General features: G+C 45.1%; 9 protein-coding genes. 2 read left to right on the forward strand and 7 right to left on the reverse strand.

Going from position 1 to position 12313, the window contains the following annotated elements; translation table 11 throughout:
• Window positions 1–101: 101 nt before the first annotated feature.
• Window positions 102–776, forward strand: coding sequence for a DNA mismatch repair endonuclease MutH (gene mutH / locus Q4561_RS01770; RefSeq protein ID WP_303457083.1), 675 nt, complete (start codon window positions 102–104; stop codon window positions 774–776).
• On the opposite strand, the gene Q4561_RS01775 is transcribed toward mutH, so the two are convergent.
• Together Q4561_RS01775 and Q4561_RS01780 are read right to left on the reverse strand one after the other, a co-directional pair.
• Window positions 773–1858, reverse strand: a complete 1086-nt coding sequence (locus Q4561_RS01775) for an AraC family transcriptional regulator (RefSeq protein WP_303457085.1) — start codon at window positions 1856–1858, stop codon at window positions 773–775. The genes mutH and Q4561_RS01775 overlap by 4 nt on opposite strands.
• Before the next feature lie 37 nt (window positions 1859–1895).
• A complete protein-coding gene (locus Q4561_RS01780) occupies window positions 1896–3401 on the reverse strand; it encodes an inorganic triphosphatase (RefSeq protein WP_303457087.1) in 1506 nt (501 codons plus the stop codon).
• A 177-nt stretch (window positions 3402–3578) separates the two neighbouring features.
• On the opposite strand from Q4561_RS01780, the gene Q4561_RS01785 reads away from it, so the two are divergent.
• Window positions 3579–4181, forward strand: coding sequence for a TIGR04211 family SH3 domain-containing protein (locus tag Q4561_RS01785; RefSeq protein WP_303457090.1), 603 nt, complete (start codon window positions 3579–3581; stop codon window positions 4179–4181).
• A gap of 83 nt (window positions 4182–4264) precedes the next feature.
• Here Q4561_RS01785 and Q4561_RS01790 read toward each other — a convergent pair whose 3' ends face one another.
• Genes Q4561_RS01790 through Q4561_RS01810 form a run of 5 tightly spaced genes read right to left on the reverse strand, consistent with a single transcriptional unit; the run spans window position 4265 to window position 12184 of the window.
• Window positions 4265–5635: a histidine kinase dimerization/phospho-acceptor domain-containing protein gene (locus tag Q4561_RS01790; protein WP_303457093.1), complete on the reverse strand. Its 1371-nt coding sequence runs from the start codon at window positions 5633–5635 to the stop codon at window positions 4265–4267.
• Window positions 5628–6308: a response regulator transcription factor gene (locus tag Q4561_RS01795; protein ID WP_303457095.1), complete on the reverse strand. Its 681-nt coding sequence runs from the start codon at window positions 6306–6308 to the stop codon at window positions 5628–5630. The genes Q4561_RS01790 and Q4561_RS01795 overlap by 8 nt, the downstream gene beginning before the upstream one ends.
• A gap of 14 nt (window positions 6309–6322) precedes the next feature.
• Window positions 6323–9454 (reverse strand): efflux RND transporter permease subunit, encoded by a 3132-nt coding sequence (locus Q4561_RS01800; RefSeq protein ID WP_303457097.1) that lies wholly within the window; start codon window positions 9452–9454, stop codon window positions 6323–6325.
• Window positions 9447–10814 carry an efflux RND transporter periplasmic adaptor subunit gene (locus Q4561_RS01805; RefSeq protein WP_303457099.1) on the reverse strand — a complete coding sequence of 456 codons (1368 nt, stop codon included), beginning with the start codon at window positions 10812–10814 and terminating at the stop codon, window positions 9447–9449. The genes Q4561_RS01800 and Q4561_RS01805 overlap by 8 nt, the downstream gene beginning before the upstream one ends.
• Complete coding sequence (locus Q4561_RS01810) at window positions 10811–12184, reverse strand: TolC family protein (protein ID WP_303457101.1); 1374 nt, start codon at window positions 12182–12184, stop codon at window positions 10811–10813. The genes Q4561_RS01805 and Q4561_RS01810 overlap by 4 nt, the downstream gene beginning before the upstream one ends.
• Window positions 12185–12313: the final 129 nt, after the last annotated feature.

Here is a 12313-nt window from a genome sequence, read left to right on the forward strand (position 1 = left end):
AACTATACTTTTATATCTCTGCATTCTTCCATAATATATACACCATTCAAAGCATTAATCGAAATTCATGCTTTCCTTATAGAAAATTACTGAGCTTAACTATGCGTCCACCAGAGTCTCCACCTGAAAATCCCACCACATTATTGGCCCGTTGCGATGCGATTGCGGGCTTAACCTTGGGAGAATTGGCCGCTATGGCAGAGGTCGCCATACCAGAGAACTTACAACGTCATAAGGGTTGGCCGGGTATGTTGATTGAACGCTGGCTAGGTGCCAGTGCAGGCTCTAAGCCTCAGCAAGACTTCCCTGAGCTAGGCATTGAGCTTAAAACAATTCCTATCGATGCCAACGTTATGCCCCTTGAAACCACCTATGTGTGCTACGCCCCCTTACTCATGCAACCAGGGTTGACGTGGGAAACCAGCAATGTGCGTAACAAGATTCAACAAGTGTTGTGGATGCCCATTGAAGGAGACAGGCGTATTCCATTGGCACAACGAAGAGTGGCTAGTGCGTTTTATTGGCAACCCAGTGCACAAGAAGATGCAATATTAAAACAGGACTGGGAAGAATTAACGGAACAAATAATCACGGGGAACGTTGAATCGATTACTTCTCGCCAGGGCGAGGCGCTACACCTTCGCCCTAAGGCTGCTAGCGGCAAAGTATTAACCGACGCCTTAGGACCACAAGGAGAACGAATAAAAACCCGCCCTCGTGGATTTTATCTGCGCAAAACCTTTACTCAGCATGTGCTGCACAACGCCTTTCGCTAATGAGGCTCTTGGCTGTTACGCAAATACTTAACCAAAACATCGCCCATGAACTTGTCAGAGTTGAGCCCTAAGCGTTTCGCGACTTTTGCTATTTTGGCGTCACTCCGTAACAGCACATTTTTGGCATAGTCCAACCGGTACTGATACACGAAGCCTCGAAAGTTTTTCTTAAGTTCAAGGTGCAGGGCGATGGCCAATGTAGTTGGGTCTACACCTGCTTCATCACTGAAGTCTTTCAAGGTTAGCCCAATTTTCTTATAATTTTTGCCATCAATCATGGCCCGTTTCGCTTGACCAATCACTGCTCGCATTTCTGCGGGCTTTGCCGCGCCTTCATCAAGGCGCTCGTAATGAAGCGGAGAAGGAGACGTTACTCTAGGAAAAGTAAGACCGAATAACACCACCAGCAATGAAACACCCAAAGCCATATGATGTAAGCTTTCCCAAAACGGCACTATAAAAAAGCCAAAGGTGGCGGCAGTCACCAGCAATATACTGGCAAAAGCCACAACCACAGTATTTGCCATTACACTGGCGAGTCGTGGCACCCGAAACTCTTGAACATCAGCCACCTGCTCAGGTAAATTTCGATGGTACATTTGAATATGCTCGGTAATGAGTATGCCAATTAGTAACACACAAAACCCGGTAGTGAGGGATGCCAAGTAAGCAGGCCATAGCAATAGGGGGTGGCCGCTAGGTGAGGCGTCTAACCACTGTAGTTTGTCTGCAGTAGGAATGAGCAATATCGTAAACTGTATTATTACCGCTACCCAGAAAGGCACCCACAGTCGTGATCGTGTCGAAGGATAGGCCAATAGCATCGGCTTAACTACTCGGTAACAGCATGTCATTAGCAGCACCGCAAATACGTCTGACAGTCCATACAAAGGCGCCAGTTGCGTTAATTGCCACAACCGCATCCATTCATCTAGCATGAAGACTGGCCAGCAGAGTATGGCAGCTGCTAGCCAACGGTTTTGAAAAATGCGGTGACGATAAAAAACGAACCTTGCTACCACAATAAAATAGAATAACAGCGCCGTATAAAGGGCATAGTTATACACCATATCTGTTCTCACCTAAGCGCATCCTTGTTTCGCGATGTATCTGGCATCATTACCAGTAAATATCCCGTTCTAACGCCACTTCTCGGGTTCTCTCCATGACTTTAACGAGTACGGTTAGCTTGCTGCTCGTCCACTTACTTAACTCATCTTGCGTTTCCAATTCGGAGTCTTGTACCGCTTGGCGAAGCATAAGTAACGCGTTCAGCTCCTCTATACCGGTTAATAAATCTAACCAAGGCGCTCTGAAGTTACCCCGCTCTTCTAAAAATAAGTCACCCAGTAAAAAACCACTCCATAAGGTTTGTCGAAGCACAACTTCTACCAAGGTGTAGTTGGCGGGGCCCATGGTTTTATTCGCAGGCATACTTTGTTGAACTGTTTGCCAACCTTGAGATAACCACCCTTTAGCATGATCTGATACCAGTAAGTCATACCCAGTCGCTTCTCTACGCCAAGGTTTGGCATTAATGAGGTCGATAGCTTGCAGCTTAATATCGGTCGCCATGCTATCGAAAAATAAACTCGCGGGATCATGGGCATGCAACAGCCCTGCTTTACGCCCCTGCAAATAACTGACAATAGCCGGGTGTTTGCTTAAGGTTTTATGAAACAAGCTCTTTTTAGACAATAAGTACCGTAAACTCTGTAAATCGTCTTGCCATGCCCACTGCTGTGCATACGCAATGAGCTTTTTATGCAACGCAAGCATTTCAGGGCACTGTAAAACAGGTAAATACAGCGAAACACTTTGTAGCAACAAGCGTACGCTTTTGGCCACCTCGGCTAAGGTTTTAATAGAACCACTTTCAATAAACACATGTTCGTGATGCTGCCAATGAGCTAAGGCCAATTGCAGTGCACTTGAAAATGCCTCTTCGGTAGACGTCTTAGGATCGAGTGCTAAGAAGTCTGGCAAAGGTTTTACTTTGGCGTTAAAGCCATGCAATAACTGGTAACCCTGCGCCGCTTTAGAGACGTCACTTAACCTAACATCCATGCAGCTGTTAATATGGGTTGCCAATATAAACAGGCTATCTAAGTCACCTGTTTGCAGTTCAAGCTCAATTTCGTTAATAGGTGAGCTGGCTTTATCTGTGGCTGCTTCGCCGCAATCAAGCACTACTTCCACACGACTTTGCTCTACCTCAACAATATAAGCATGGCGAGTAAAGTGAGTACTGAATTGCTTCTCCAGTTTGCTATTCATGCTGGCGATATTCCAGCGAGATGGCCACACGGAACTATCAAACAGTGTTAAGTCGGGTTCTGGCGTATCGAGGTCAACGTTATATTCTGCCCGTTGATGCAACCCACCACTGACTTTGCCGTTGGTTTTAAGGGTTTGCTCGTAGCGACCATTATTGCCACGCACACGAAAGCCCATCTTACTTTCTTGAAAATCGTGCCCTACGGTATCGTAGTAGTCGTTTTCAAGACGCAGTTCGGTGTGAGATACCAATGTAATATTATTTTTCTCAAAAAGAGGAAGTACGCGGTCTTTGAAAGCGTGATGCGCACCTTCTTGAGTTACAAATTTCAGTTCAATTTCAGACATATTTGCGCAGGGGCACACGAGATAATATAGCAACCTTACCTGTGTCCAAACTAATTCGCAATGGCACTGTTAACTGGTTGCGATGAAATTAACCAGTAGACAAAAGTGGAACAAACTTGCCTTTATCGCGGTCAACCAATACCATCTCCATGTTTTAGACGAGTATTTGGACTACCTATGATTCGAAAGTGGTTAGCAGTTGCCCTTTTTGCATGCTCTTGCCAAGCGCTGGCTCTTCAAGAGAGCGATACGCTAGAAGCGTCGTCGTCGCACTATATTCGCGACGATTTATTTATTTTCCTACACACTGGACCGGGTCGGAACTACCGTATTCTAGGGTCTGTAGAGGCAGGCACCCCGATTACTGTGCTAGACCGCGATGCTGATGCTGAGTTCACGCAAGTGACCGATGATGAAGGTCGTAAAGGGTGGGTTGAATCTAAGTTTGTGAGCACAGAAATGTCGCAAGCGGAAAAACTTCCCATGCTAACTGAACAGTTAGCTCAAAGCCAAACCAGCTTACAAACTACGCAACGTGAAAATGCGAACCTGCGCCAGCAACTTAATGATGCTCGCCAGCAGATTACGCAACTCAGCACTGACACTGAGCAACAAAGCAAAGATATTCAACGCTTAAGTGCGCAGGTAGAAAGTGCAGATAAAGATGAACTGGTCACCTGGTTTACCCGTGGCGGTATTGTTGCTGGTGCAGGTATATTGCTTGGCGTATTGCTAACTTATATGCCGAAAAAGCGCAACCGCAGTAAAGAGTGGATGTAATCAGCCTGCGTTTCACTTCATGGGTGACGTTAGCTAAATAAAACAAATAAGCGGCTAAAAGCCGCTTATTTTTTGTTTTTTCTCTAGTTGGCTAGATTAGCCGGTTCGTGAAGCTCTAGCCTAACATGGTAACCATTGGTTACTGCACCAGCTTCAAATTCCCACTTAAGTTTATCGGTTAATTTACTGATTAACTTCAACCCAAGTCCATAGCCAGTATCATCTAGTGAAGGAGCATAATCGCCCTCACCCGCCGTCTTCTTCCCCTCTTCGCTAAAGCGGCTTAGCACTTCATGGTTTTCTACCGTTAACGTATTGCCATCGAGTTCAATTTTTACCAAACCACAATCCGTGTGTTGGAAAGCGTTTCGAATAACATTGCCGATAATAATTCTGCATGCGGTTTCTGGAAGATACATCTCGGTTTTAGGAATATGCAGTTCAACTTGAACGCTTTTGCCTCTTAATAAGTACCCTAAATCATCACAAAGCTGCCCCACCATCTTAGACACCTCTACGTTATGATAGGGTAAGGTTTGATCGTTATCACGGGCTAGCCACAGAAGGGTTTCAGTTAAATCAGTCATGGTTTTAGATGCATTATCAATGCGTACTAGGGCGTTCGTACCTATGCTGCTTTTCATGCCTGACGGGGCTTTTTCAAGCTGTTGCTGCTCTTGCTGCTGTTCCTTAATTAACACCCGCTGTAATAGCTCGGTACTGCTTCTAATGACTGCTATAGGGGTGCGAAGTTCATGACTTGCATGATTTACAAAGGTACGTTCACGTTCTAGGGTTTGCTTAACACTTTGCAAGCTATTGTGAATAAGGGAAGCTAACACATTAAGTTCTTGGTATCTAAACCTAGGAATGGGGGCATCCAGTTGTTTTTCATCTAACCCAGCGGCCCACTGCTGAAGCATTTCAACGGGCTTAGTAACGCTTCGCATAATCAAGAGCAGAATAACGGCGAAAACACCCAGTGCCGTTAGCCCAATAATAATACTCACTAATTCATGGCTTAACCAAATAGGCCTATGCCTTTCGCCTTTAGGCGCGCCGAATACTTGTGACACATAGCGAACCTGCCCGTTTTCAAGGGGAACCATTACCAGAAAACGCGCCGCGTTAGGGCGAGTGAAAAACCAGTCTCTTTCTAGGTTTTTTTGTAGTTCATAGGGAACCAGCTTTTTGCCTAAGAATGCTTTTTTGATTTCTTCAGGCTGCTGCTCAAACGTAGCGCTAATGTAGAAATTCAATACACTTTCGGGAGAGTCTTCAGAAATATCTGAATTGGCTGCCACTCGGGTCATGGTGACGCGCATCATGCCATCCATGCCTTCAAAAAAACGGTCGGCAGAAAAAATTGAAAATAGAGTAATGAGCACACTACCTACCGCCAGCAATGTCCATAAAACATACCGTCGTAAGCTTAAATGCAAGCCTTTAACCATGACCTGCATCCTCGGCTAGATAGAAGCCACTATTCGGCTTACTTAATACTGAAATAGAGGCATTAGCTTGCTCTAAGCCTTTGCGCAGATGATGCATATGCACCTTTAACACGTTGCTTTCTGGCACACTGTCTTTCCAAGCCGCTTCAATAAGACGCTCGCGACTCACTACATCCCCTTTGGCCTGCATTAGCTTTTTAAGTAACGCATAAGTAATAGGACTGAGTTTAATGTCGTTGCTTCCCGCTAGCGCTTGTTGGCCATTGATTTTTAAGGTGACGTTACCCATAACTACCTGATTCACTTGTGCAGAACGGCGCCCCGATAACGCGGTTACCCGTGCGACTAATTCCGCCATCGCAAAAGGTTTAATTAAGTAGTCGTCAGCCCCTTTTTGAAATCCGGTGAGCTTGTCTTCTAGTTGGTCACGGGCGGTAAGCATAATAACAGGTGTATCATTACCTTCATTACGCATGCGTTCACATACGCTAAAGCCATCTAAACGAGGTAAATTGATATCAAGCACGAGTACATCATATTGATGCTGATTTATAAACTGCAGTGCCGCCACGCCGTTACTGGCATGGTCGCATTGCATATCTTCTAGTTCTAAGTAGTCAAGAACGTTACCGGCTAACCCAATATCATCTTCAACTAACAACACCCGAATCATTACTTTCACCTTATTTAACCCGCCACTTGTATGGCAGCGTCTTTGGTTTTCTTACCTAGCTTCGCTACATCTTCATAAATTAACAGCAATGCTGGAATTAATACTAGTGTAATGGCTGTGGCAAATAAAATACCGTACCCCAAGGATGCCGCCGCAGGTATTAAGAACTGTGCTTGTATAGAGGTTTCCCCCAATATGGGGTACAAGCCTAAGAAGGTGGTAACGGACGTTAATAATACTGCTCGTAGGCGACTTGAGCAGGCTTCTACTACTGCGTCTTGCACCTTCAAACCGGCTTCTTTTAATGCATTGTAGCGAGACACCAATAACAAGCTGTCATTTACCACCACACCGCTTAACGCCAATATACCATTCAGTGACAGTATGCTAAGCATTAACCCGTTACTCCAATGTCCTAGTACCGCGCCTACAATACCGAAGGGTATGGCGGTCATAATAATCAGCGGTTGAACGTAGGATTTAAGCGGAATAGCAAGCAGCGCGTAAATAGAAATTAACGCTAATACAAATACACCTTCCATTGAGCTTTGTGTTTCTTCTTGCTGCTCGGCTTCACCAGCAAAATGCAAAGATAAATCTTGGTACTGACGAGATAACGTCGGCACAAAGCTTTCGTTTAAGTAATTCACTAGTTCAGTGGCGGTTATCACGTCACTGTCTACCGATGCACTAACAGTCAGTGCTCGAAGGCCATCAATACGGACTACCTGCTTTTGCTGTACGTCAGGGGTCATGGTTGCAATTACACTTAATGGTACAACGGTACCATCGCCTAAACGAACCCGCGTATTCATTACATCAGATGGGTCTCTTCTGTCTTCTTCTGGGTAACGCACGCGGACTTTCACTTCATTTTTATTACGCAGGTAACGCTGTACTATTTCACCACCAAAGGCTTTTAACAACTGCTGTGATAAGCTTTGGGTGTCCATGCCCATAGCTCGTCCTTCAGGCGTTAACTCAAAGCGCATCATGGCTTCACCTGGCGTTAGCGAGCTTTCTACACCAAATACACCATCAATGTTATTTAAAGCTTCTTGAAATGCTAAGTTTGCAGCCGTTAACGTAGCGTCGTCGATACTTTTAAGCTCTACGTTAAACGCATCAACTAATTCCCTTCTCGCCTGAATTTTTAGCTTTTTGACCGCTTCTAAGTTTCCGCTTAGGGCGGTCCAGCGCGCAGCCAACTCATCTAAGGTGTAGGGCTGCTCTTCTGCTAGTGATATTGTAATCGTGCCACTTTGATCGCCGCTAGCTGTCACCTGCAGGCTTTTCATACCACTTTCATCTGCACCTTTTTCTTCTACCAATTGTTTATCTGCTTCAATGGCAGCGCGTTCCAGACGTAGTAAATTTTGTTCGGTTTGACCAAAACTAGCATCACTATAAAGAGACAAATTCGCTGATACAGTATCGCCCTGCATACTAGGGAAAAAGCCCACTCTTACCGCACCGGTTAGCGGTAGACTCATCACCAATATGAACAGTGCAATAAAGAGCAAAACAGCAGCATAACGATATGTAATTGTGGCGCTTAGTGCCGGTTGGTAAAGCTTTTCGTTGAACCAGTTTAAACCCTTGTCAGCGCCATCTTGCACTTTACCCCACAGTCCAGCAATACCGCTTTTGGTGGTTTTTTTGGTGGGTAAATGCGCTAAGTGAGATGGTAGAATTAACTTAGACTCTACTACAGACAACAAAAGGCAAAGGGTAACAATAGTGCCGAACTGAGAATAAAGAGTGCCAAGGCCTCCCGATACATTAGACAACGCAAAGAAAGTTGCAACAGTGGTTAACACACCGAATATTGTTGGAACGGCAACCTTTCTGGTACCTTCAATAGTGTTGGCCAGTGTATCTCCATAGCGCTGTCGTGTGGAATAAACACTTTCACCCACGACCACCGCGTCATCAACGACAATGCCTAACGCCATAATGAAACCAAAAGTAGTCATTTCATTAAGGGTCATGCCCGTGTAAGAATCGGTCATGAAATATAAGGCGCCGAAGAATATAAACGGTAAACCTGCAGCAACCCAAAATGCCACGCGTAAATTTAAAAATATGGCTAAGGTGATAAAAACTAGCACTATCCCCATTAAGGCATTGCTGGTTAGCAAATCCAAACGCTCGGTAATTAGGGTGCTTCTGTCATACCAAGTTTCAAGTTCAACGCCCTCAGGTAATAACCCTCTCTCGTGCCAATCATCAACCACAGCATGAGCCTGAGCAACCATATCGGTGACATCACCGTACTTGTCCATTAATATCTGTAAACCGTAACCATTTTGACCGTTATATCTTGCTAAAGAGTAACTATCGTCGGCAAAAATATCGGTAACTTCGGCAATATCGCCTACAGTTAATACAGTACCATCATCACTAGTAACTAAGGGAATTTTAGCAAAATCAGCGGCGTAATAAGCCTGCTCTGATGCCTTTAATCGAATGACTTTTTGTTCATTGCGTAAGCTTGTAGTAAGCGCTGTACTGGACTCTTCATTAATACGGTCTGCAACGTCAGACATGGTTAAGCCGTACGCTTGCAGTTTCGCTTCGTCAATTTCTATCGACATCATAGGGTCGATGAAGCTAGCGGAATCAACATCTCTAATATCATCTTGAGCAAGCAGATCACGCTCTAATTGCTCACCTAAATATTGCAACTCAGCATGACTCGCATCACCATATAATTGTACCCAAAGTACATGTTCATCTCGGGTAGCCTTGTCGATAATGGCGTTTTCAGCATCAGAAGGTAAATTGGAAATACTGTCGACTTCATTCTTAATGTCATCAAACAATACATCCAAGTCGTAATCGGTTTCTTTTTCGACCCGTACATTTGCCCCCGATGAATTAGATGTTGACGTAATGCGCTTGATACCCGGAACGGTTTCTAACGCGTTCTCTATTTTAATCGCAATACCTTCTTCGGCCTGCTCGGCGTCTCCGCTATCATAAACCATAGAAATAGTGACAAATCGAGGATCCATGCTTGGAAAAGCTTCTTTTCTAATGTCACTGTATGACACCATGCCTAAGATTATTAGACCCACCATCAAAAGGTTTGCTGCTACCGAGTTTTGTGCAAACCACGCGATTATCCCCTTGTGACTATTCATTACCAGCACCTTCAATCACGGGCTTAACGCGGGTGTTAATAAGATAGTTATTTAATGGTCTGGCAACAATTAGAGCCTGTTTTATTTCGTTAATTGGCGCAATATAAGCAAACCCTTCGTATTCAAAATACACCTCAGGCGTAAACTTTTTAAGGAGATTAGTTTGTGCGTCGACAAACCATACCTCTTGTTTTTGCGAGATTGCAGATGACGGTACCTTCCATACATTTTCAATAGCTCGCCCTTCAATTTCAGCGACTAAAAAAGTACCAAAATACAGAGGATGATTGAGGGTTAATGGTCGCTCTACTACCGCAACAGCTCTACGCTGACGAGTTTCTTCATCTTGATGAAGCTCTACCCTTTCAATTGTGGCCGACCAATGGTTCTCTCCCATTGTGTCGGTTAGCGTTACTTTCCAACCAGGCGCTTCACCCGTTGTAACATCTGGTAATTGTGCCCACTGGCTAGGCGATAATGGAATAGAAATTTCTGCCAAATCAGCAGAGTATAAATTTGCTATTTCGGTGCCCACTTGAACATAGCTACCAGGCTGAACACTTCTACCGACTACCAACGCATTAAATGGCGTACTAATTTTTGAAAACGCTAAGTCACGTTTAGCCGCTAATACATTTTGCTCAGCTTCCCGAAGCGCAGCTTGTGCAGACTTCAATTGCGGCGCTCTAAGTACCAAAGCCGATTCGGGTTCACCAGTTAATCCTGAGCGAGTCCACTCGTCTTGTGCTTGCACACCTTGAAGACGCTCTTCTTCAAGTGCAACGTAGGCGGCTTCGTAAGTTGCTTCTGCAGCGGCTAACGCTTGTTGATAATCGGTTTCATCAACAAAAGCCATTACCTCTCCTTTATTTAACAGTGCGCCGGTTTCAAAGCGAGGAGACAATGATGTAATTTGTCCACTTACCTGTGCTGATAACGTAAGTACGTGGGTTGCACTTGCTTGCCCATATCCTTTAACTGTTGCGTTGTAGGTGGCACGAAATACCTTTACCACCCCCACTTCTGCAATATCTACGCTATCATCGTCTGTTGGCGCCCCCGATTTAGCGCTTCGGTTGCCTTGGCGTTCGCCGCCTGCCCCCTCCCCTTTTATTGCGCTTGGTTCTTGGCGAGGCGTGCGCATTTGAGACGCGGTGTCTGGAGCAACAGCTTGGTTGCCTTTATTTTTATCTGCAACTTGCACCATTGCAGTTTCATGACTAGCGTTTCTTGGACCTTTTCCGCCTTTCGGCCCTGCCCCCATGCCTGCACGGCCACCCATTTGACTCATTACATACAGCACAACCAGAATAATAGATATTGCTGCGGCCAAAGTTACGATAATTTTTTTCTTGTTCATTGTGACACTCCAAGGCCTAGCGCAAGGCCCAAGTCGATACGATTACTTAGTTGAGAATATTGAAGCTCGACGCGCTGCGCCTGCAAATTAAAGGTGGTGTCGTAAACTGACAGTAAATCTAAAATGTCTACCAAGCCTTGGCGGTATTGCCCCGAAAAAGTTTCGGCGCTATTTAATGCATTACGGTAAGCAATGTCGGTGTAATACTGACGCTGAGTAAACGCCTTTTCATTGTCTAACGCATCTTGCACTTCTTGCACCGCGTTAAGTAATGTTTCGCGATATTGCCACCAGCTATTCAACGAGGTTAATTCAGCATCATCGATTTGCGCACGTAAAGCACCGCCTTGAAATAGAGGCGCGGTTACCTGCCCCAGTAAATTCCACAATGGGTTGGTAAATAACGATTGAGAAGGCGTAGTGCCATTATCGGTAAGGCCAGCTGATAAGTTAATGCTGGGCAATAAGGCTTTATAAGCCACTTTCACATTCGCTTCACTGGCTTTTATGGCGTAGTAAGCTGATTGTAAATCGGGGCGTCTGGCCAAATCTTGCTCGGGTAAGGCAAGCAATGGCTCAAGCACATCCGGAAACTCATTAACTGAAGGGAAATCTGACAGCGTTTGGTCTTGGCGACCAAGCAACACAGCTAACGTACGCTTGGCAGTACTGATCGTATTTTCGTACAAGGCTATAGAGGCGCGGGTATTGGCACTGCTGGTTTTCGCGTTATCTAGATCATCAAGAGAGCCAAGCCCAGTGCGGTAGCGCTTAAGGATGATACTTTCGCTATTTTCATAAACGCGCAAGCGTTCCTGCTCAATAGCCAGTAATTGTTTCTGCGTGATAATGTCTAAGTAACTACGAATAACACTGGCTACAAGCGCATCACGAGAAGAGTGATAAGCCGAACGAGCACTGGCAGCATCAAAACTTGCGGCAGTGACGCTGTCGCTAATTTTTTGCCATAAGTCTACTTCCCAACTTACGGTTACCCCTGATGTGTAGTTTGCTTCACTATTTTCTGTTTTAGTGCCTGAAAAATTCGCATCTACATTAAGGTTATCTGCCGCATCAGCCGACTTGATTGCCACCTGCGCTTTTCTTAAGGTAATAAGCGTCTGCTGCAAGCTTGCATTATTTTCAAGCGCTTCATCAATATAGCCTTGCAGTCCTTCTACCGACACTAAGTCGGTTAACGCTGTAGCCGTTGAAGCGCTCTCTGATTGCGCTTGCCATATTACTGCTTCACCTGTCATTACAGAGGCCGACTCGCTAAGCGAAGCGGTGTCATGACTGGCACACGCGGTTAACCCCGCCAGTACAAGTGCCACAAATGGCGTAAATGAAATTTTACCTAACCCGATCATTGTTATTCGATTATTGCCTACCATGCATACAGGATGTCACAGCGGGGGTTAAGGCAGGGTTAACGTACCAGCTTGTGTAAAGAATTGTGATTTAATGAACACAAATATGCACTAAGCTGTAATGAATAT

Source organism: Alteromonas sp. 1_MG-2023, from assembly GCF_030547075.1.
In the GTDB taxonomy this organism is placed as follows: domain Bacteria; phylum Pseudomonadota; class Gammaproteobacteria; order Enterobacterales; family Alteromonadaceae; genus Alteromonas.